This window comes from Odoribacter sp. Z80 (assembly GCF_009935865.1).
Lineage (GTDB): Bacteria > Bacteroidota > Bacteroidia > Bacteroidales > Marinifilaceae > Odoribacter.
The window spans coordinates 61,599-84,727 of the sequence record NZ_QWEL01000013.1; the positions used below are offsets into that span (position 1 = coordinate 61,599).

Annotated in this window: 17 protein-coding genes; 15 read left to right on the plus strand and 2 right to left on the minus strand. The window is 42.6% G+C overall.

The annotated features are described in order from the left end of the window. Window positions 1-46 precede the first annotated feature (46 nt). The 14 genes from D1136_RS09345 (at window position 47) to D1136_RS09410 (ending at window position 17,789) form a co-directional block, all read left to right on the plus strand. Window positions 47-715, plus strand: coding sequence for a CBS domain-containing protein (locus D1136_RS09345; RefSeq protein ID WP_161877375.1), 669 nt, complete (start codon window positions 47-49; stop codon window positions 713-715). Window positions 716-767: 52 nt separating this feature from the next. After that, window positions 768-1,667 carry an NAD kinase gene (locus D1136_RS09350; RefSeq protein ID WP_161877376.1) on the plus strand — a complete coding sequence of 300 codons (900 nt, stop codon included), beginning with the start codon at window positions 768-770 and terminating at the stop codon, window positions 1,665-1,667. Window positions 1,668-1,839: 172 nt separating this feature from the next. Continuing rightward, window positions 1,840-2,436, plus strand: a complete 597-nt coding sequence (locus D1136_RS09355; protein WP_161877377.1) for a DUF6089 family protein — start codon at window positions 1,840-1,842, stop codon at window positions 2,434-2,436. Between the two features lie 74 nt (window positions 2,437-2,510). Next, window positions 2,511-3,269: an isoprenyl transferase gene (locus D1136_RS09360; RefSeq protein WP_161877378.1), complete on the plus strand. Its 759-nt coding sequence runs from the start codon at window positions 2,511-2,513 to the stop codon at window positions 3,267-3,269. Between the two features lie 12 nt (window positions 3,270-3,281). Beyond that, window positions 3,282-5,834: an outer membrane protein assembly factor BamA gene (gene bamA, locus D1136_RS09365; RefSeq protein ID WP_161877379.1), complete on the plus strand. Its 2,553-nt coding sequence runs from the start codon at window positions 3,282-3,284 to the stop codon at window positions 5,832-5,834. Between the two features lie 9 nt (window positions 5,835-5,843). After that, a complete protein-coding gene (locus tag D1136_RS09370; protein ID WP_161877380.1) occupies window positions 5,844-6,380 on the plus strand; it encodes an OmpH family outer membrane protein in 537 nt (178 codons plus the stop codon). 13 nt (window positions 6,381-6,393) lie between these two features. Further along, window positions 6,394-6,918: an OmpH family outer membrane protein gene (locus D1136_RS09375; protein ID WP_237567042.1), complete on the plus strand. Its 525-nt coding sequence runs from the start codon at window positions 6,394-6,396 to the stop codon at window positions 6,916-6,918. A gap of 124 nt (window positions 6,919-7,042) precedes the next feature. Further along, window positions 7,043-7,873: a glutamate racemase gene (gene murI / locus D1136_RS09380; protein ID WP_161877381.1), complete on the plus strand. Its 831-nt coding sequence runs from the start codon at window positions 7,043-7,045 to the stop codon at window positions 7,871-7,873. A gap of 89 nt (window positions 7,874-7,962) precedes the next feature. Next, the gene (locus D1136_RS09385) at window positions 7,963-10,146 is read left to right on the plus strand and encodes a bifunctional (p)ppGpp synthetase/guanosine-3',5'-bis(diphosphate) 3'-pyrophosphohydrolase (RefSeq protein WP_161877382.1); all 2,184 of its coding nucleotides are present in this window, start codon (window positions 7,963-7,965) and stop codon (window positions 10,144-10,146) included. Between the two features lie 2 nt (window positions 10,147-10,148). After that, window positions 10,149-10,595: a Fur family transcriptional regulator gene (locus D1136_RS09390; protein ID WP_161877383.1), complete on the plus strand. Its 447-nt coding sequence runs from the start codon at window positions 10,149-10,151 to the stop codon at window positions 10,593-10,595. 118 nt (window positions 10,596-10,713) lie between these two features. Then, entirely contained in the window at window positions 10,714-11,982 is a 1,269-nt protein-coding gene (locus D1136_RS09395) for an adenylosuccinate synthase (protein ID WP_161877384.1), read from the plus strand. A gap of 94 nt (window positions 11,983-12,076) precedes the next feature. Next, window positions 12,077-14,218: a cation:proton antiporter gene (locus D1136_RS09400; protein ID WP_161877385.1), complete on the plus strand. Its 2,142-nt coding sequence runs from the start codon at window positions 12,077-12,079 to the stop codon at window positions 14,216-14,218. A 149-nt stretch (window positions 14,219-14,367) separates the two neighbouring features. Beyond that, a complete protein-coding gene (gene feoB, locus D1136_RS09405; protein ID WP_202623105.1) occupies window positions 14,368-16,734 on the plus strand; it encodes a ferrous iron transport protein B in 2,367 nt (788 codons plus the stop codon). 308 nt (window positions 16,735-17,042) lie between these two features. Next, window positions 17,043-17,789, plus strand: coding sequence for a hypothetical protein (locus D1136_RS09410; protein ID WP_161877386.1), 747 nt, complete (start codon window positions 17,043-17,045; stop codon window positions 17,787-17,789). A 4-nt stretch (window positions 17,790-17,793) separates the two neighbouring features. Here the strand turns inward: D1136_RS09410 and D1136_RS09415 are convergent, their stop codons facing one another. Beyond that, complete coding sequence (locus D1136_RS09415; RefSeq protein WP_161877387.1) at window positions 17,794-19,176, minus strand: transporter substrate-binding domain-containing protein; 1,383 nt, start codon at window positions 19,174-19,176, stop codon at window positions 17,794-17,796. A 114-nt stretch (window positions 19,177-19,290) separates the two neighbouring features. Then, a complete protein-coding gene (locus tag D1136_RS09420) occupies window positions 19,291-21,261 on the minus strand; it encodes a putative porin (protein ID WP_161877388.1) in 1,971 nt (656 codons plus the stop codon). A 134-nt stretch (window positions 21,262-21,395) separates the two neighbouring features. On the opposite strand from D1136_RS09420, the gene D1136_RS09425 reads away from it, so the two are divergent. After that, window positions 21,396-23,108 carry a glutamine--tRNA ligase/YqeY domain fusion protein gene (locus D1136_RS09425; RefSeq protein ID WP_161877389.1) on the plus strand — a complete coding sequence of 571 codons (1,713 nt, stop codon included), beginning with the start codon at window positions 21,396-21,398 and terminating at the stop codon, window positions 23,106-23,108. Window positions 23,109-23,129 lie beyond the last annotated feature (21 nt).

Genomic DNA, 23,129 nt, shown 5'->3' on the forward strand with positions numbered 1-23,129 from the left:
GTAGAACAGTTGTAACTTTGCTGGCAGGAGGAGCGTTTGAAAAAATATGATCGCGGCAGAACTTATATCGAATGTGGTGCCTGTCCTGAAACAGGGAGACAGTTGTTTGCAGGCACTGAACTGGATGGAATTGTTCCGGGTTTCGCATTTACCTCTGGTGGAAGGGAAGTGCTATTTAGGCCTGGTGGCAGATGAATTGATTTATGCTCATGCTGATTTGAATGATCCGGTAGAAGTATTGAATATTCCCGTTGAAGATACTTATGTGTATGGAGATTATCATATTTACGATGTGATTGGTATGGCTTCTTCCCGCTTGTTGTCGGTTGTGCCCGTAGTAGATCGGAAAGAACATGGTTTTATCGGTTCCGTGACAATAACCGACCTTTTAAAGGGCCTGGACCATTTGCTTTGTGCTGAACAACCGGGAGGAATCATTGTTCTGGAGGTCAGCCGTATAGATTATACACTGACTGAGGTGGCCCAGATCGTGGAATATAATGAAGCTCATGTGCTGAGTTGCTATACTTCTTGTGACAAGAATCCGAATCAGCTCCGGTTGACTCTGAAAGTCGATACTTTGAATATTATGCCTATCTTAGATACTTTTATCCGCTACGGTTATACCATCAAAAGCAGTTTTGTTACCGGCGAAGAGGAGCAGGACAGTTTACGGGAAAGATATGGTTTGTTGATGAAATATCTGGCTATGTGATGGTATTTTTGTTTATATTCCCGTATATTTGCGTTCATAACTGGTTTCAACGATGACGGTCGCGATATATGGCAAAAGTGTGGAGGAATGTTTTTTCCCTTATTTGCAAAAATTAGTGCAATGCCTGCAATCTGCGCAGGCGGAGATCATCTGTGAAGAGGATTTTGCGGGTTTACTGAAAGAAAAATATGCTTATGCACCTGCATTTCGCCGTACATTTAACCGGACTTCCTGGGTTTCGGGGGAAGCGGATATGTTATTGAGTATCGGAGGAGACGGGACTTTTCTTGATTCTGTGGAATATGTGAAAGAGACGGCGACTCCTGTTTTAGGAGTGAATAGCGGACGCTTGGGATTTTTAGCTAATGTGAAGGCGGATGAAATCGAATCTGCCGTGCAGTGTATTGTTTCCGGAAATTATTTTCTGGAAGAAAGGGATATGTTGGAATTGGAGGTGGACGGTGTTTTGATGGAAGGGTTTGATTTTGCTTTAAATGAAGTGGGAGTGCTGAAGGCGGCAACTTCTTCTTTACTGAGGATTCATGCTTATATCGGAGAGGTTTACCTGACGACGTATTGGGCGGATGGATTGGTGGTAGCGACTCCAACGGGATCTACGGCCTATTCTTTGAGCGGAGGAGGACCGATTGTGAGTCCGGACTGCCGGAATATTATTCTGACGCCTATTTGTCCGCATAACCTGAGTATGCGGCCGTTGGTGGTTCCTAACACTGCCCGCATTACGTTACAGGTGGAAAGCCGGTCGGAAGATTTCGTTTTGAGTTTAGATTCCCGCATCCGGAAGATGGAAGACTCACACCGTCTCACAATTTTGGCCGGCACCCATAAATTAAAGGTAGTGGCTTTGCCTTGCCATGAGTATTATGAAACATTAAGGAATAAATTGAAGTGGGGGGAAGACAGGCGAAATGACGGGCATTGTTTTGATTAATCAGGACCTGAGAAAAGATTTCAAGTGTATTAAAGTGCAGAGTATTCGATTACATAGGACTTTGGAAAACCGGAACAAGCCCGATACCTGTTCCGTATGTTATTATTTCTTAGCATTTGTTATCCGATTTTTCACATTCGGTTGTACGCTATTCCCCCTTTTGTTGTTATCTTTGAACAGTCTTTGTCAGCCTGGGGGAGAGTTGGGAGTTATGGGAGGGGTCGGATATTATTTAGGGGAATACAATGCGGGACATTTTAAGCAGAATGAGACTTATTTGGGAGGATTATATCGCTATAACCTGAATGACCGTTTTGCCGTTCGTTTGAATGTAGGCTTTTCAAAGATAGACATACAGGATAAGGTTTTGTTGCCAAACGGGGAGATGGTTTATCCCGAAGGGTTTCATTGTACGGTGAAGGATGTTGCGGGGATTGTGGAGTTTAATTTCCGCAGTTTCATGGTGAGGAAAATAAAGGAATCTTCGTGGGGAGCTCCTTACATTTTTATGGGAGTCGGTTTTTTGGCAGCCGGGGAGAACAAGAGTGTCTCTATTCCGATGGGAGTGGGGGTAAAATTCAATTTATACCGGCAATTGTCTTGCGGTATAGAGTGGAGTACCCGGAAGTTGTTTACGGATAAGATAGATGGTTTGCATGATCCCTGGGGTACAGGAGAAACTAATTTTATTTTTAATAAAGATTGGTTTTTTGTTGCCGGCATAACACTTAGTTACCGTTTCCGGATGAATCGGGAGTGTTATTTTTAGAATCGGGCGGACTGCAAAAACGGAATAGGAGAGGTTAGAAAATAATAAAGAGCCCTGAGGCTCGAGGTTGTGTAATGAATATAAAAGAAGAAATCATGGCGGTCGGGTTGCCGGAACATATTGCCATAATCATGGATGGCAACGGGAGGTGGGCCCAACAAAAAGGCCTGGACCGGATTTATGGCCATCAACAGGGGATTAATACCGTGAAAAAAGTGGTGGAGGCCAGTGGAGAGATTGGTTTGAAATATTTGACGTTATATACTTTTTCGATAGAAAACTGGAATCGTCCTCAAGCGGAGGTGAATGCTTTGATGGGTCTGATGGCCGATGCCATTGTCCGGGAAACGCCCGAGCTGATGAGACAGAAGGTGAGGGTGAGGGTGATTGGGCATACGACGGATTTACCGGCAGGAGTCTGGCAGAAAATGGACGGTTTGATCCGGGCAACGGCAGAGAATACAGGGGTTACTTTGATTCTGGCTTTAAGTTATGGTTCCCGTTGGGAGATTCTGGAGGCTGCTAAAAAGCTGGCTGAGGATTATCGTTCAGGCCGGATTTCTGACTTGGATGCTATGACGGAAAACAGCCTGGCCGGTTATCTGACTACAGCCGGTATTCCGGATCCGGATTTACTGATTCGTACCAGCGGGGAGTGCCGTTTGAGCAATTTTCTCCTTTGGCAGTGTGCCTATACCGAATTTTATTTTGTAGATAAATTTTGGCCTGATATTGAAAAAGATGACTTATATTTGGCAATCCGTAATTTTCAAAATCGGGAAAGACGGTTTGGGAAAACAGGGGAGCAGGTAAAAAATGAAATGAAAAGCTAAGGCTTAGGATATATGATGAGAAAATTAATATTGGGTTTTGTAATAGCTTTTTTTTGTATTTGCCAGGTAGATGCACAAAAAACAGATACACTTACGCAGCCGGAGATTTTTTATTCGAGCCCGAAAACTTATGAGATTGGAGGAGTTGAAGTGTCGGGGATAGGTGTTCAGTATGATCCGGAGACATTGCTTCAATTGTCCGGTTTGAGGGTAGGTAGTGAGATTAAGATTCCCGGTGAGGCTATTACCAAAGCAATCAAGCGACTGTATGCACAGGGATTGTTTTCCGATGTTTCCATCTCGGTAGACCGGTATGAGGGAAATAAGGTGTTCCTGAATTTATATCTGGCTGAGCGCCATAAACTTTCCAAAATTAATTTTATAGGACTGAAAAAATCTGAAGCCAGTAAAATCAAAGAAAAAATCAATCCTTTGCCCGGGACTCAGGTGACGGATAATATGCTGGCGAATCTGGAGCGTATTGTAGCCCGTTATTTTAAGGATAAAGGTTTTTTTAATATTGATACCAAGGTGTTGGTGAGGGATGATCCGGAACATCCGAATTTTGTTTATATCGATGTGACGGTTGAGCGCAAGAACAAGATAAAGGTGAAAGACCTCGTCATTACTGGAAATAAGGAGATTCGGGGAAGCAAGCTGAAAGCCGCAATGAAAAAGACCAAAGAAAAATCTTTGAGGAATCTTTTCCGCTCTGCCAAGTATATAGAATCCAACTATGAGGATGATAAATATAATTTACTGGATAAATACAATGAGCTGGGGTATCGGGACGCTGCCATTATCGCGGATAGTGTGGTGCAAATCTCTCCCAACCGGGTGAATGTTTACATAGATATAGAGGAAGGAAATAAATATTATTTCAACGATATCACTTGGGTGGGGAATACGGTTGTGGAGTCGGAGAAATTGTCGAGATTATTGAATATCAAGAAAGGGGATGTCTACAATAAAAAATATTTTGAGAAAAGATTGAAGGATGATGATGATGCTGTGGCTAACTATTTTTACCTGAATCAGGGGTATCTTTTCTATAGGGCAATGCCGGTGGAAACTGTCGTCGGAAAGGATTCCATTGATGTGGAGATACGAATTGTGGAGGGGCCACAGGCAACCATCGACCGTGTGATTATCAAGGGGAATGACCGGACACATGAACAGGTGATACGGCGTGAACTATATACTTATCCGGGTGAATTATTCAGTCGGGATGATATTTTGAGAAGTGTCAGGGAACTGGCTAATCTGGGGCATTTTGATCCGGAGCAGATTGTGCCTACTCCTTTGCCTAATCCGGAGGCCGGTACGGTTGATTTGGAATATAAGGTGGTGGAGAGAGCCAATGACCGGATTGAGATTTCCGGTGGTTGGGGGGCTGGTATGATTATCGGTTCCGTGGGATTAACTTTTTCCAATTTTTCTATGCGTAATATTTTTAATTGGGAATCCTATCGTCCCTTGCCTCAGGGAGATGGGCAGACCTTGAGTCTGAAAGCACAGACCAATGGGAAATATTATACCTCTTTCAGTGCTTCATTCCGGGAACCCTGGCTGGGAGGTAAGAAACCGAATTCTTTAAGTGTTTCTGCTTATTATTCCCGTCAGACGGGTTATTCCCGTAATTATTACAATTCCTATTATGCCGGTAGCTCTGCAAAAGATATGTATGATGGCAGCCAGTTGATGACTACCTTCGGGGTAACCGTGGGATTGGGACGCCGGATTACCTGGCCGGATGATTTTTTCACTTTATATACCGATATTTCTTATCAGCGTTATACGTTGAAGAACTGGCCTTATTATATCCTTCAGGAAGGGCATTCCAATAACCTGGCTTTTTCCGTTTCTTTACGGAGAAGCTCCATAGATAATCCTTTGTATACACGTAAAGGTTCTGACTTTACTCTGGGGTTGACGTTTACTCCTCCTTATTCCTGGTTTACGGATAAGAATTATGCAAGTCCGAATATTAAAGATGAGGATAAATACCGTTGGATAGAGTTCCATAAATGGAAGTTGCAGGGGAAGATATTCATGCCTTTGGATAAACAGGAAAAGTTAGTATTGTATGCCGGTGCCCAATACGGTTATCTGGGACATTTTGATAAATATAAGCGTTCACCTTTTGAAGGGTATGAGATGGGAGGTGACGGTATGTCGGGGTATAGCTTATATGGACGGGAATATATAGGTTTGCGCGGTTATGAGAATGGTTCTCTGACAAATGCCGGCTCAAGTTTCCTGGCTCCTAATGCTTCTGATGCGAGTTTGTATTCAAAACTGACGATGGAGGTTCGCTATCCGATTACTTTGGCTCAGTCGGCTACTATTTATGCTTTGGCTTTTGTGGAAGCTGGTAATTCATGGTATGACATCCAGGATTTTGAACCGTTTAACTTGTATCGTTCTGCGGGAGTCGGATTGCGTGTTTTTCTGCCTATGTTCGGATTACTCGGAATAGACTGGGGCTATGGATTTGATAGTGTACCGGGACGTCCCGGAGCTGCCGGTTCGCAGATTCACTTTATTATCGGACAAGAATTTTAATGACTGTACATGAAAAGCGTATTTATTTTATTATTTTTGTCTTGTTGCTTGGGATGGGCTCATGGCCAGACGGGTATGCGTTATGCTTTTGTGAACCTGGAATATATCCTGAACAGCATTCCGGATTATACGAAAGCTCAGGAGGAGTTGAATGCATATTCCCAAAGCTTGCAGGCTGATATTGATAAAGTATACGCTGAAATTGCAGAGATGCAAGGGAAGTATAATGCTGATAAAGTTTTTCTGACCCCTTCAATGCGGGAACAGCGGGAAAAAGAAATTGCTGCCAGGGAGAATAAGGCCAGACTGTTACAACAGCAGTATTTTGGAAGTAACGGTTATCTGTTTGCCAAAAGGGAAGAATTGGTGAAGCCTTTGCAGGATGAGGTACTGGAAATTATAAAAGATGTGGCGAAGGAAGGTAACTTTGGAATGATTATTGACGTAGCAGCAGATAATTCGGTTGTTTATTTTGACCCGAAACTGGATAAGAGCAATGTTGTTTTAAGGAAATTAGGGTATTCTGTTAAAAAGAAAGAAGAGTAGAATTAACAAATATATGAAGTATATGAAGAATATGATGAAATTGATTGTAGCCGTAGCTTTTGTATGGGTTGCAACGGGTGTTTCGGCACAACAGGTAAAATTAGGACATATCGAATCCCAGAAACTGATACAGGCTATGCCTGAGATGGCTGCAGCCCAGAAGACTTTGCAGAATAAACAGAGTGAAGTGGAAAAGGAACTGACTACGATGAAGGAACAGTTTCAGGCTAAGTTGACTGAGTATTCCAACAATATGAATAGTTACTCGGATGTCATCCGCACGTCGAAGGAACAGGAACTGCAGCAGTTGCAGATGAGAATACAGCAATTTCAGGATATGGCTGTGGAGAATCTGGACAAAACTCAGAAAGAACTGATCCAGCCGATTATGGATAAGGCTCTGAATGCAATCAAGGAGGTTGCTAAGGAAAACGGATTTACTTATATTTTTGATACTAGTGCAGGTGTCATTTTGTATACGGCTGAAAATTCTGAGGATATCCTGCCGTTGGTAAAGAAAAAATTAGGATTGCTTTAATTCAGTTGTATAGCCATTGTTCCTTTTGGGGAACGGGCTTGTTCTACAAACAATAAGATCTCTTCTCACTTGTATTTCAATGGGAACGGGATCTTTTTCTTTTGAGGGACGGATTTAGAAAACTATGCGACCAGGAGAGAATATCGGTGTTTTTGATTCCGGCTATGGTGGTCTGACCATTTTAAAGGAGATAGTCCGTGTATTGCCGCAGTATAATTATATCTATTTGGGCGATAATGCTCGTGCACCTTACGGTACGCGTTCGTTTGAAATGGTATACCGCTATACCGGAGAAGCGGTAAAGAAGCTTTTTGAGTTAGGATGCCGGCTGGTGATTCTGGCTTGCAATACAGCTTCGGCCAAGGCATTGAGGACTATACAGCAGGTGGATTTACCGGAATGGGACCCGGAGAAGCGGGTGTTGGGGGTCATTCGTCCGAGTGTGGAAGCTTTGGGACAATATTCCCGAAACGGGCATGTCGGTATTCTGGCGACCCGCGGAACGGTAAATTCTTTGTCTTATCCGATGGAATTGGAGAAATTATATGGTAAGCAGCGGTTTAAAATCACTCAATTGGCGTGTCCGATGTGGGTACCTTTGGTAGAAAATAATGAATTGGAAGGGGAAGGAACTATTTATTTTATCCGGAAGTATGTACAGGAATTGTTGACTGCCGATCCAAAGATAGATACGGTAGTGCTGGCATGTACCCATTATCCTTTGCTCCGGCCTTTGATTGTCCGGTGCATGCCTCCGCAGGTGCAGGTGATCGGGCAGGGAGATATTGTTGCTGATAGCCTGGGGGATTATCTGAAACGTCATCCGGAATTAGAAGAGCGCCTGGGAACTGAAGGTCGGGTTACCTACTACACGACGGATGAAGCGGAATGGTTTGAACGGATGGGCGGAATTTTTATGGGAGAGAAAATAAAGTGTACGCGGTTGGTGATATGAGGTGCTGAATAAAACATATTTTTATAAATATTTTTTTATATCTTTGAGCAAAACAAACCCCTGATTAGGGGAGAAGTGGCTGAAAACCTATGACAGATCAGGAACTCATCAAGGAAGCTTTTGAGGATTTACTCCGGTCTTTGCGGAAAGATACGACGAAAGAGGAACGACAAAAAATCAAGGAAGCTTTTGAATTTGCCAATGAGGCTCACAAAGGAGTGAGAAGAAGGTCCGGAGAACCTTATATCCTGCATCCTTTAGCTGTGGCGAAGATTGCGACCCGGGAAATCGGATTGGGGACAACTTCCGTCGTGTCGGCGTTGTTGCATGATGTTGTTGAAGATACGGATTATACGGTAGAGGATATTTCCAATCTTTTTGGGCCTAAGGTGGCTTCCATTGTGGACGGGCTTACGAAGATCAGTGGAGTGATGGGGTCGGATACGAGCCAGCAGGCTGAGAGTTTCCGGAAGATGATTCTGACCTTGGCGGATGATGTGCGGGTTATTTTGATTAAAATAGCCGACCGGCTTCATAATATGCGGACTCTGGCTTCTATGCCGGAGCATAAGCAGGTGAAAATAGCCAGTGAAACTCTCTATATTTATGCTCCTTTGGCTCATCGGATGGGGTTGCATGCCATCAAAACGGAGTTGGAAGACCTGAGCATGAAGTATGAACATCCGGAGGAGTATCAGGTGATAGCCCAAAAGATAGAGGCTTATAAGCACCAGTTTTCTGGTTTGTTTGAGGAGTTTATCAAACCCATTCGGGAAAGTCTGAGCAATAATGAATATGTATACACCATTACGGCACGCACCAAGAGTGTGTATTCTGTGTGGTTGAAAATGCAAAGGCGGAATATCAGTTTTGACCAAATTTATGACTTGCTGGCTGTCCGGATTGTGTTCAAACCGAAGGAGAATCAACCGGAAAAGTGGCAGTGCTGGAATATTTATTCGCTGATTACTGATATTTACAGTCCGAAGCCGGAACGTATACGGGATTGGGTGAGCGTGCCGAAGACAAATGGTTATGAGGCCCTGCACCTGACTGTCATGGGGCCGGAAGGACAATGGTTTGAGGTCCAGATTCGTTCGGAGCGGATGGATGAGATTGCGGAAAAAGGATTGGCTGCTCATTGGAAATATAAGGGGGAAGGAGAGAGTTCGGAGTTGGATAGATGGTTGTCCGGTATCAAAGAAATACTGGATCAACCGGATGCTACAGCTTTGGAGTTCCTGGACGAGTTTAAGCTGAATCTTTTTGCTAAGGAAATCCGGGTGTTTACGCCGAAAGGATATGTGCGTACCCTGCCTAAGGGAGCGACTGCTCTGGATTTTGCTTATGATATACATACGGAAATCGGGAATACCTGTATTGGTGCCAAAGTGAATCATAAATTGGTGCCGATGAGTTATAAACTGGCCAGCGGGGACCAGGTGGAAGTGCTTACCAGTGAGAAACAGAAACCTCAGAAGGAATGGTTGGAGTTTGTAGTGACTGCGAAGGCCAGGACACATATTAATGCCGTTTTTAAGAAGTACCGGAAAGAGTTGGTCCGGAAGGGAATAGATATTTTTGAGGGAGTGATTAAAAGGTTGCAATTGTCTCTTACTTCCGAACCGTGGAAGAAGGTGTTGGAAGAATACGGATTTGCCAATAAGGATGATTTGTATGTGGAGTTGGGAAAAGGGACTTTAACAGAAGAGGCGGTAGAGAAGGTACTGAAGAAAAAAAACGAGAATAAATTTATTAAATACTGGAAGTTGCAGTTTCTATGGAACAGCAGCAAAGAAGGGGATGAGAAGAAAAAAAGCATAAAAGAGGCGATGGACACTGCTGATTCGGAATTTATGATAGCTCCTTGTTGTAATCCGATTCCGGGAGATGATGTCGTGGGGATGAAGATTGCGGGGACCAAGGTCACTGTCCATAAAAGGTCTTGTCCGGAAGCCATTCGTCTGATGGCCAGTTTCGGGGATAAGATTGTACCGATAAAATGGGTGAGCCATAAGCTGATGTCTTTTCTGGCTGTGATTAAAATCACAGGTATCGACCGGCCGGGTATTGTGAGTGAGATTACTACTTTGATAGCGAAAGAAACCAATGTAAGTATGCGTATGATTCATTTTGATACCTGTGACGGTATTTTCGAGGGGATGATTCATTTATATGTGCATAATACGGCGGATTTGAGTCATGTCATTTCCCGGATTGCCGCCTTAAGCGGAGTGGAGAACGTCATCAGAATGGAAGGTGAAGATAAATAATTATGGAAAAGATAAAAGATACGGTCAGGGAGATTTTTACGGCATATCTGCAACAAAAGGGGCACCGGAAAACGCCGGAGCGGTATGCTATTCTGGATGAGATTTATTCCCATACAGGGCATTTTGATATAGAGTCTCTGTATGTTTTTATGAAAACTAAAAACTATAGGGTCAGCCGTGCTACTTTGTATAATACTATTGAACTTCTGTTGAATTGCAAATTGGTGATCAAACATCAGTTCGGAAGCAATATGGCCCAATATGAAAAGGCGTTTAATAACCGGCATCACGAACATCTGATTTGTCAGAAATGCGGAAAAGTGGAAGAGTTTTCGGATGCACGGATTACGGAACTGGTGGAAAGCATGGAAGAGAAGTATCATTTTACAGTACACCATCATTTGTTGTACGTTTATGGGATATGTAAGGCCTGTCGTGGAGAAGAATGATAATATTAAAGTTTTCCTTCTGCGAAAGGGAAAATTTAATTAATTTTGTCCGCTTGCGTTTTCTGAAAATCGTTTTTCAGGAAGATGTTTGTGTGAAAACTTATAAATTAAAATACAGATGAAAGTTGACGTATTACTTGGATTGCAATGGGGGGATGAGGGAAAAGGAAAAGTGGTGGATGTCCTGACACCAAAGTATGATGTGGTAACCCGTTTTCAGGGAGGTCCGAATGCCGGGCATACTTTAGAGTTTGAGGGACAGAAGTATGTGCTTCGTTCTATTCCTTCCGGAATTTTCCAGGGTGGAAAAATGAATATTATCGGTAATGGTGTGGTACTGGACCCTATATTGTTCCGTCAGGAGGCACAAAGTTTGGCTGCCAGTGGGTATGACCTGACCCAACAATTGTGCATTTCCAGGAAAGCGCATCTGATAATGCCTACTCATCGTGTATTGGATGCAGCTTATGAAACTGCAAAAGGGGATGCAAAAATCGGTACGACCGGTAAGGGAATAGGACCCGCCTATACGGATAAAGTCAGCCGGAATGGATTGAGGGTTGGGGATATTCTGCATCATTTTGATGAAAAGTATGCTTTGGCAAAGAAAAAGCATGAAATCATCCTGCAAGGGTTGAAGTATGACTATGACGTTACCGATTTAGAAAAGGAATGGTTTGAGGCTTTGGAGTATTTGAAAAAATTCCGTTTGATTGACAGTGAGCATGTTATAAATAATCTCCTGAAAGAAGAAAAATCTGTTCTGGCAGAAGGAGCCCAAGGAACGATGTTGGATGTGGATTTCGGTTCTTATCCGTTTGTCACTTCTTCTAATACGGTATGTGCTGGTGCATGTACCGGACTTGGAGTGGCTCCCCGGAATATCGGTGAGGTATACGGAATTTTTAAGGCATATTGTACCCGGGTGGGGGCTGGTCCTTTCCCGACTGAGTTGTTTGATGAGACCGGGGAGAGGCTTTGTGAACTGGGTCATGAGTTTGGAGCCGTGACAGGGCGTAAACGCCGTTGTGGCTGGATAGACCTGGTGGCTTTGAGATATGCCGTTATGGTTAACGGAGTGACCCAATTGATTATGATGAAAAGTGATGTGTTAGACGGATTTGATACAATTAAAGCTTGTGTAGCTTATAAGATAGATGGAAAAGAAACGGAGGAATTTCCGTTTGATATTTGTGAAAAAGTAGAACCCGTATATGTGGAGATGCCGGGATGGAAGACCGATATGACAAAAATGACTTCTGAAGATGAGTTCCCCGAAGAATTTAATGCTTATATCAGTTTCCTTGAGGAGGAACTGGGGGTTCCGGTGAAAATTGTTTCGGTAGGCCCGGATCGGGAGCAGACTATTGTCCGTTACGAGGATTAAAAACGGTTGGTTCCGGTTTTGTATATAAATGTGCTGATCTGCTTCGGTAGATTAGCACATTTTTTTTAAATTTGTTAGCATAAAAGTTGTGGTTATGGTTTTATCGATGCTCAGTTTTCCTCTTACTAATCCGGTGCTTATCTTTTCGGTGATTTTGTTTATTATTTTATTGGCACCGGTCATTTTACACCGTTTGAGGATTCCTGACCTGATTGGTTTGATTATAGCAGGGGCTGTTATTGGTCCGAATGGCTTGGGAGTGATGTCCCGGGATAGTAGTATGGAACTATTCGGTACTGTCGGACTTCTGTATATCATGTTTATTGCCGGGTTGGAAATAGACATGGCCGATTTGCGGAAAAATTATGGAAAGACCTTGGTTTTCGGGTTTTATACTTTCCTGATTCCAATGGTTATGGGTACGCTGACCGGAGTGTATTGGCTTGATTTTTCCTGGCCCACTTCGTTATTGCTGGCCAGTATGTATGCCTCCCATACACTGATTACCTATCCTATTGTCAGTAAATATGGCATTACTAAAAATAAAGCGGTAAGTATGGCTATCGGAGGAACAGTGCTTACCTGTATATTGGCTTTGTTGGTATTGGCAGTAGTGGTCGGTATGTCGGTAGGGGAAATTAACCATCGTTTTTGGTTGAAACTGGGGTTGTCCAGTGTGATATTTATTGCTGTCGTGGTGATTGTGTTTCCCATGTTGGGCCGTTGGTTTTTTAAGAGATATGAAGATTCTGTCGGGCAATATATTTTTGTGCTGGCTTTGGTATTCCTGGCCTCTTTCCTGGCAGAGGCTGCCGGATTGGAGGCGATTATCGGAGCCTTCCTTTCGGGGCTGGCACTGAACCGCCTGATTCCGAATACTTCGGCTTTGATGAACCGGATTGATTTTGTCGGGAACGCTATTTTTATACCTTTCTTTTTGATTGGGGTTGGGATGCTGGTGGATGTCCGGACTTTTACTTCCGGTTGGAATGCTTTGTGGGTGGCTGTGGTGATGTGTGGGATAGCGACCTTGTCGAAGTTAATCGCAGCCTGGCTTACTGAGAAGAGTTTCCGGCTGACACGGGATGAGGGACGTTTACTTTTCGGATTGAGTAATGCCCAGGCTGCTGCAACCTTGGCTGCTGTACTGATCGGATATAACGTTGTTTTGGGGACGGATTCTGCCGGAGAGCCTGTTCGTTTACTCAATGAAGATGTTCTGAACGGTACGATTATCATGATTTTATTTACTTGTACCATTGCTTCTTTTGCTACCCAGCGGGCGGCACAGAATATTGCTGTTTCGGAGATGAATGGTGACCGCATTGGTGACAGTGATGATGAGCAGGAACGCATCCTTGTTCCTTTGAGTAATGGCGAGACGGTAGATGATCTGATAGCTTTGGGGACTGCCATAAAATCAAAACGCAATAAGGCGCAGATGGTTGCTGTGAGTATTATCAAATCGGATAATATGGACCCAGCGGCAGAGAAAAATGCGGAACGTTTGCTGTCAAGGGCAGCTAATGTGGCAGCTGCTCATGAACAGCATATTGAATCAGTATTGCGTTATGACCTTAATATTGTGAATGGCATTCGTAATGTGGCAAAAGAACATAAGATTACGGATATTGTAATCGGTTTGCGTACCCAAAAAGACCTTTCAGATACTTTTTTGGGGAAACTGACGGAAGAGGTATTGAGTAAATGTGCTACGACTACGCTGGCCTACCGGCCTATGCAACCTTTGGCAACAGTAAAACGATATGTAGTGGTTATTCCTGAGAATGCTGAAAAGGAAGTGGGCTTTCCCTATTGGTTGATCAGCATCTGGAATATGGGAAAAAACATTGGTGCTAAGTTTATCTTTTACGGAAATGATACTGTGTTGGAGATATTGAGGCTGGTGAATGCCAAACATGTGATTCGGGCAGAGTTCCGGGAATTTTCCAATTGGGCGGAATTTACCGAAGTGGCCCGGGATATTCAGGATAATGATGCCTTGATGCTTGTTATGAGTCGCCCCAACTGTCCTTCTTATTCCCGGCACATGGAATATGTGCCGACTTATATCAATAAGTATTTTAATACCATTAACTGTATTCTGGTTTATCCGCTCCAATTGGAAACCGGCGAACAATTGACTACTTTTCGCAGTATTTCCATGATTGATCACGTGAATGGTATGGATGGTTTGGTGCAGGTACTTTCTAAACTATTCCGGAAAAATAAATAAGGATCAGGTATTGTCAGAGGGTTTAACTGGTCATTGAATTGTTAATTTCTTTTGTAAGAAGGTATCTCTTCAGAGATTCCAATACCTATTTGTGGGTATGTGATTTCCTTTTGATAATGCTTATATTTGCATATTAATTTGGACGTGGAATGGAAAATAATTATTTGAAGCTTTCTGAAATTCCTACGGGCGAGGAATGTGTGATTGTTAAAGTGCATGGGCATGGCAGTTTTCGGAACCGGATTATAGAAATGGGATTTGTGAAAGGGGAGAAAGTGACGGTAATAAAGAACGCCCCCCTGCATGATCCGATTGAATATAAATTGATGGAGGGCCATATCTCTTTAAGGCGGAGTGAAGCCCGGCTGATTGAAGTGGTGAGGGTTGTGGATGTTACCGCAGAGGGATATAACGGCACTTTCACGGAAGCTGAAATTGCCCGTCGGGTTTCTGAAAAATCCCGGACGATTAATATTGCTTTGGTCGGAAATCCCAATTGCGGGAAAACTTCTTTTTTTAACCGGGCTACGGGCCTAAGGGAAAGGGTCGGCAATTATAGCGGGGTTACGGTTGATGCGAAACAGGCTGGCTTTCATCATAAAGGATATACCATCAATTTGATAGATTTACCCGGTACTTATTCCATTACCGAATATACACCGGAAGAGATATTTGTAAGGGAATATATTACAAAGTCTCATCCGGACCTGGTGTTGAATGTGGTGGATGCCTCTTGCCTGGAGCGTAATCTTTTCCTGACTACCCAGTTGATTGACATGAATATCCGGGTAGTGATGGCTCTGAATATGTATGACGAACTGCAGAGCGAAGGGGCTGACCTGGATTATTCTTATCTGGGCCATCTATTGGGTATTCCTGTCGTTCCTACGACGGCTTCCAAAGGGATAGGAATCGAAGAGGTATTGGATAAAATTCTGGAAGTTTACGAAGGCCAAGCCAGGGAATCGCGTCATGTTCATATCCATTACGGTGCGGAAATAGAGGAATCCATCAATCGTATTAAGGTGGAAGTTGTTCCCAATAAAAGCATAACCGATGAATTTGCTCCCCGCTATGTTGCGATAAAGATGCTGGAAGACGACCGGATTATGAAGGACCAGTTGTCTTCAGTTCCGAATTATGACCGGATTTTTCGGGTGGCACAGAACGAGATCGGGCGTTTGGAGAAAGTTTATAAGGAAGATACCCAGACGATTATTACCAATGCGAAATATGGTTTTATCCGGGGAGCTTTACAGGAAACTTTTCAATCCGGAGAAAAGGATAAACGCCAATTGACTACGGCGATTGATGCTTTGCTGACGCACCAATGGCTGGGTTTTCCTTTTCTTATTTTTTTCATGTGGATTATGTTTCAGGCGACCTTTTCTTTGGGGAGTTACCCTATGGAATGGATTGAAACGGGGGTGGAGGCTCTGGGAAATGGGGTGGCCCGTCTTTTACCAGAAGGACCTTTGAATGATTTATTGGTGAACGGTGTGATTGCGGGAGTGGGAGGAGTGATTGTTTTTTTACCTAATATTCTGATATTATTTTTCTTTATTTCTTTGATGGAGGATACGGGATATATGGCTCGTGCCGCTTTTATAATGGACCGGTTGATGCATAAGATTGGTTTGCACGGTAAATCTTTCATTCCTTTGCTGATAGGTTTCGGATGTAATGTCCCGGCCATTATGGCTACCCGGACCCTGGAAAGCCGGAGAGATAGAATTATGACCATGCTGATTACCCCTTTTATGTCCTGTAGTGCCCGTTTGCCGGTGTATATTCTGCTGGTTTCGGCCTTTTTCCCGGTGAACCAAGGGTTGGTGTTGTTGTCGGTGTATTTAATTGGAATACTTTTAGCGATAATTACTTCGTTTTTGTTAAAGAAGACATTTTTTTCCAAATCTTCCGATCCGTTTGTTATGGAGTTGCCTCCTTACCGGATGCCGACCATGCGCAATACTGTCATTCATATGTGGGGGAAAGCGGGGCAATATCTGAAAAAGATGGGTACTATTATTCTGTTTGCTTCTGTATTGATTTGGGCTTTGGGGTATTTCCCCCTGAACCGGAATATACAGCCGGGTTCTGCTACCCAATTGGAACAATCGTATATCGGACGGATAGGTAAATTTATAGAGCCGGTCATTGAACCTCTGGGGTTTGATTGGAAAATGGGTGTGAGCATCGTAACGGGACTTGCAGCAAAGGAAATTGTCGTTAGTTCTATGGGGATTCTTTATCATGTTCCGGATGCAGAAGAAAATACCCAGACTTTGGCAGAAAATTTGCGGAAGCAGGAAAATAACAAGGGAGAAAAAGTATTTACTCCTTTGGTTGCTTATGCTTTTATGCTTTTTATATTGATTTATTTTCCTTGTATGGCAGTGATTGCCGCCATTCGGAAAGAGGCTGGCGGTAAGTGGGCATGGTTTAGCATTATTTATACGACTACTTTAGCCTGGATTGTCTCTTTTTGCGTATACCAGATAGGAAGTCTTTTTTGAGAAATGAGAAGCAAATGATTGTGGGTACATTAATTCTTGCAATATGTTGGAGCATATTATAGTTTTTATTATTATATCCGCAGCAATAGGAGGTTTAGGTCGTTATATCTTCCTGAAAATACAGGTTTTTAAAAAGAATAAGGATTGTGCTGATTGTGATTCTTGTCCCTTGAAAAAGCAGTGTAATAAGAAATAATTTCTTCTTTTTTATCTGGTTGACTTTTGTTTTTACGAATATTGGTTTTTATCTTTTTTTTATATATCTTCGCATTGTAATTTCCACGGTTTGTTTTATAAAGTGTAAATCTATGCCTTACAGAAGATTACCTAATACTGATGCGGCGAGAATAAGGGCATTAAAGGCGGCTCTTAAGAAGGGGCAAAACCTTGAATTAGATACCATTGCATATCCTTTTCCCCTGAAACAAAAGATAGAATTTTTTCTGCCTAAGTTTGAGGTGGCTATCGTGAATTCCAGGCTGGCCAAGGAAAAGCAGTTTGACAATAGCCAGAAATTTTCTGAGTATGCTAAGAAAGCGCGTTTGTATATCTCTCATTTTATTCAGGTATTAAATTTTTGTATTGCACGGGGGGAGCTTAAATCTTCTGCACGTACTTTTTATGGATTGGAAGAAAATAGTTCGAAGGTGCCTTCTTTGCTGACTGAGCAGGATTTGTTGCAATGGGGGGAAAAGATAATAGCCGGGGAACAGAATCGCCTTAGCAATGGTGGAGGGAATCCCATTTATTGTCCTTCTATAGCCTTGGTCAAGGTGAACTATGAGAATTTTAAGGAGAATTATACCCGTCAGAAGCAATTCCAGAACAATTCAGCCCGGGAAAGTGGGAATGTGGCCCAATACCGGGATGAAGCCGATGCTTTGGTGTTGGAAATCTGGAATGAAGTGGAACAGTATTTTGAAGGAGTGAAAGATGAGGAACAAAGAAGATATATGTGTGAAGAATATGGGCTGGTGTATGTGTTCCGCAGAGGAGAGAAGGAAAAAATCCGGAAGCGGAAGGAGGCCGAAAGTATTACTTTAAAACTGTTCTGATCGTTTACTTCATGTTTTTATAATCTGAATAGACCTCTAATACCCTGTTTACGTAATGGTAAGTTTGGGGGCCGTTACAATATCCATTTTTGGCTAAAGTGTCCCGGTAGTATTCGGGTTTGTTTTTATGACGGATGTAAAAGTCTACGTTTTCTGTCCAGATGTGGGGATTTTTTCCGTATTTTTCTGCCAGACGCATAGCGTCTAATACATGTCCGGCGCCGGCATTGTAAGCTGCCAGTGTAAATTTGACCCGTTCTGTGGAATCTATGTTTTGTGCTGCAAAGAATCTGTCCAGGTAGCGTAGGTATTCTACTCCAGCGTAAACATTACTGTCCGGACGGAAATAGTCGGATACGTTGTATTGCTCTGCTGTTTCGGGTATGATTTGCATGAGTCCGTAAGCTCCGACTTCCGATTCTGCTTCCGGATTGAACTGGGATTCTGAAAAAACCAGTGCAGCCAGAAGCCGCCAATCCCAGTTTAGTCTTTTGCTTTCTTTCTTCAGCAGGGAGTCATAAGGGGAAATGATGCCTTTTTTCAGTAAAGCGTATTTGGAGGTTTGGTGAGAAACGGATTGATGATTGTTGAAATAGCGGTGATACAGGTAGTTGAGTTTACCACTTTTCCGGATTTGTTTTAACCATGTATCTATTTCTTGAGTAAGTAAAACAGCATCCGGATGAGTAGCCCAGGAAATGGAAATGTTTTCTTTTAAAGAAAGAGAAGGAGTCAAGTTTTTCATGGTCAGGCCGGAGGCTTTGGCAATATTCTTGTCTATAACCATGTAATGGATTTTTCCGGTCTCTACCAAATGAAGCATATCTTCGTAGGAACATTGGTCTATTTCCGTAATGTAAATCTGAATGTTGAGGGAATCCTGAATTTGTTGAAGAACTTCTTTGTAAGTGGAACTTTTCGGAATAAAGATTTCTTTACCGTGAAGTTCGGAAATGTCTTCCAATTTTTTTTGAGCTTTATGTTGTACCAGAACCTCTTCGGTGTGGAAAATGGGTTGGCTGAAACGAATTTTTCGATTTCTTTCCGGCGTTTGGGTCAGACTGATAGCCAGTAAATCAAATTTGCCTTCCCGTAAATGCTGCATAGCGGTGTCAGCGTCGTGGTTCACCTCTATGATCTGCAATTTTACCCCCAGATAACGGGCAAAGTCTTTCGCTAAGTCGTAATGAAATCCTCTGGTAATCCCTTGGTAGACGTAGTAATCGGTTGTGTTGTAAAAAGTGGAAATATTTAAAGTTCCTGTTTCTAAAATTTTCTCTAATAAAGAAGGTTCCGGAAGAATGAATTCTGGGTTTTCTTTTCCGGTTGTATGACAGGCATAACATACAAGGAGAGCAATATAAACGGCAATTTTTCGAATCGTCATTGCGTAAAGATAAAAAATTATCTTTAAATATAAAAAAGAATGCTATGGTGGTAGATTGTTAGTGCTGGATATGATACTTTCTTTGATAGAGACAGGCAGGAAAATGCCTTTAGGTCAATTGAAAAAATCCCATTGAATGCCGAATTTTAGCATACCTGGGTTGATAGGGTAATCTGCTGCGCTGAAAAAATCGCCATGTTTTTTGAGCGGATAGTTGAGGTGTTCGTATTTGACAAAGATATGAGCCCTTTTGATATTGAGGTCGAGAAATACGTCAATTTTGGGATAATTTCCTGTTTTATATTTTCTCTGGTTATAAAATTGCATGATAGAGGGCATGTAATTGTCGGAATAGAATTTAGTGTGGTAGAATACGTCTATTCCGAATTGAAGCAACAGGGCTTTTTTAAACAGGAAGTTCTGATAATAATTGTGAGAATACACGGAAATGATCGGCAGGGAGAGAATATCTTCCTGGGTACTTTTTTGGAAGTAGATGGTCTGGTCGAAGTAGAAGTTCCCTAATTTGAAATTTTCTTTGACCCAGGCAGTCAATACTATTAAGGTTTTATTGGTTTGCCGGGGCATGGCAGCTGTGTCGAAATAAACGTAGTTAAAAATATTGGAAAAACCCATTCCTGTTTCATTCCTCAAGCGTTGATTGACGTATTTGCCTTGTACCTGAATGGTTTTTATGGCTTTGAAATTATTCTCCCAGATATTGTGATTTCCGATATAGCGGTCAAAAAACGGATTTACACTTTGGAGTTCAATTGTGGCATTTGCCTGAATATAAGTTTTGCGGTTCTTGTTGAGTGACTGCCTGACAAAACCGTCCAAGCTGAAATTTCCGGCATCAGGGCCGAGAATACACAATTGTCCTTCTGCATCGTAATGGAAGGAAGCATTGGTATCTACATTGAAAATGCCTCCGGTCAGGTAAGTATTTGAACAGTTGGTATTTCCAAAACTTTCGGTGTGGGTTATTGAATCGTAGGTGGTGCGTTGTTTGTAATGTTCGTGTTGAAAGCGGATGCCGGCATAGAGCCCCGGAAGGTATTTGTGTTTCGGGTGTTCGTTCATGACAAATTTTCCCGATATATCATAGAACTGGTTGGTAATTAAATCATAGCTGAATGTGCTGTCTATGTATGTATGAGGATAAAAGTCCATGTTTACGCTTGATTCTTTGTACCAGTGTTCGTTGCCTTCTGCCCGGAAATTAAATAAGACTTTTGCCGGGTAAGTATAAGAGGTATCTTCAGCATGGATGATCTCTTTTTTCTTGCCGAGGTTGTATTGGGCTTGTAATTGGAAATTGGTGTTCCGGTAATTATTGGAGGCATTGCTCCCGGTTAGGTTTACCGGTATGTTCTCGGCGTTTTCTGTAGAATCAGTGATGTAAGTCCGGTCTTTTATGCCTCCGTTTTCATTGAAATGACCGTTGTTTTGATTGAGGAAAAGATTGAGGACTGTCCGCTCTTTTTCATAGGACGAGAAAAGAGAAAAATGGTAGGCTTTGGCTTTTTGGTCCATGTAACGCCCGTCGCTGGAAATAAGATTGTATCTGATACCGGCATTCCAATACGGATTAATGTTCTGGACGTGCCAGATGTCTAAAAAGTTTTCTCCTTTTCCCTTTCCTCCTCCGGTGTAATATCTTAAACGGGAATAGGGGGTGGTTGTATTGAAATATAAAGCGTCTTCGGGTTTAAATAAGAATGCCCGGATATTGGTCAACGGATAAAAATCCTGAACGGTTTCACGGGTAATAAAAATATTGGATAAGTAAGGGGACGGGAGATTAGCCAAATAGGTGTTGGAAATGTTTTTTTTGAAAATATAATTGAAGTTATGAATGCCGTCCAGACTTGTATCGAGGGGGACAATTTCCCGGTATACACCTTCGTGTTTCCACTGCCAGGTATAGCGTTGATGTGCTATATCCGATTCGGGCAGAGAATCCTGTTGGCGGCTGTTGTTTTTTTCCGGGCCGTTTAGGGGATTGTTTTGTTCGAATACATTCTGTGCCAAACAGATGGTGTTGAATGCAACCAATATAATTAAGCAAGCAAATTTTTTCATTGCTGCAAATATACGTAAACTTTTAAAACTCTCATAAATTAGTTACTTTTGTACCCGGGAAAAAGTATTTGTTCTGTTCGGCATTTCGTATGCGAAGAGAGTAAATAATCAATTTGAAATTAAAGAATGGTTCTATGAATACAAATCAACAAATTACAGAAACGGAAGACGAAGGCAAGTCTTTAAATTTTATAGAGCAGATTATCGAAGAAGAAATAGCTGCCGGTAAAAACGGAGGGAAAGTCCATACACGCTTCCCGCCTGAGCCGAATGGATATCTGCATATCGGACATGCTACTTCTATCTGTTTAAATTTTGGTTTGGCTGCGAAATATCATGGGGCCTGTAATTTACGATTTGATGATACCAATCCTTCAAAGGAGGATGTGGAGTTTACGGATGCGATTCAGGAGGATATAAAATGGTTGGGATTCCATTGGGATGGTCCTGTCCGTTATGCTTCAGATTATTTTCAGCAGTTATATGACTGGGCAGAGCAGATGATTCGGGAAGGAAAGGCTTATGTGGATGACCAAACAGCAGAAGAGATCAGTGCCGGACGCAAGACTATTACAGAGCCGGGGGTGAATAGTCCTTACCGGAACCGTTCCGTAGAAGAGAATCTGGATTTGTTTCATCGGATGAAAAACGGGGAATTTCCGGAAGGAAGCCGGGTGTTGCGGGCTAAAATAGATATGGCGGCTCCGAATATGCTGATGCGTGACCCGATCATGTACCGCATTATTTATTGTAGCCATCATCGTACGGGGGATCAGTGGTGTATTTATCCGATGTATGATTTTACTCATGGACAAAGCGATTATTTGGAAGGGATTACTCATTCGATATGTACTTTGGAATTTGAAATCCACCGGCCTTTGTACAATTGGTTTCTGGACGAGTTGACCGATACGGAATATCGTCCGCGTCAAATTGAATTTGCTCGTCGTAATTTGAATTATACAGTGATGAGTAAACGGCGTTTGCTGGAGCTGGTGCAGAAGAAATATGTAGCGGGTTGGGACGATCCCCGGATGCCGACTATTTGCGGTTTACGCCGGAGGGGGTATACACCGGAATCCATCCGGATGTTTGCAGAAAAAGTGGGAGTTGCCCGGCGTGAAATTGTGGTGGATATGGCGCTGTTGGAATATTGTGTGAGGGAGCATTTGAACAAGGTAGCGTCGCGGGTGATGGCTGTATTGAATCCGGTTAAAGTGGTATTGGACAATTACCCTGTTGGTCGGACAGAATATATGGAGATTGAGAATAATCCGGAAGATCCGGCTGCTGGAGTACGTCAGGTGGCTTTTTCCGGTGAACTTTATATTGAAAGGGAAGATTTTATGGAGGATGCTCCGAAGAAATTTTTCCGTTTGACACCGGGACAGGAAGTCCGTTTGAAGGGGGCATATATTATTAAATGTATAGGGGTGGAAAAAGATGATGAGGGGAACATTACTGCCATTCACTGTAGCTACGACCCGGATTCCCGGAGCGGAAGTGGCAGTGAAGCCAGCAACCGGAAAGTGAAAGGTACTTTGCATTGGGTGTCTGCTTCTGATGCAATAGAAGCTGAGGTCCGTTTGTATGACCGTTTGTTTAAAGATGAAGATCCTGCCGGACATAAGGATGTTGATTTTAAGGAATTTATTAATGAGGATTCTTTGAAAGTGTTGAAAGGGTGTAAATTAGAATCCAGCTTGAAGATGGCGAAACCGGGTGACCGTTTCCAGTTTCAACGTTTGGGATATTTCTGTGTAGACCCTGACTCGAAAGAAGGTCAATTGGTATTTAATAAAACGGTAGGATTAAAGGATAATTGGGCAAAAGCTCAGAAAGCATAATGGTTATAATATCTTAAATTT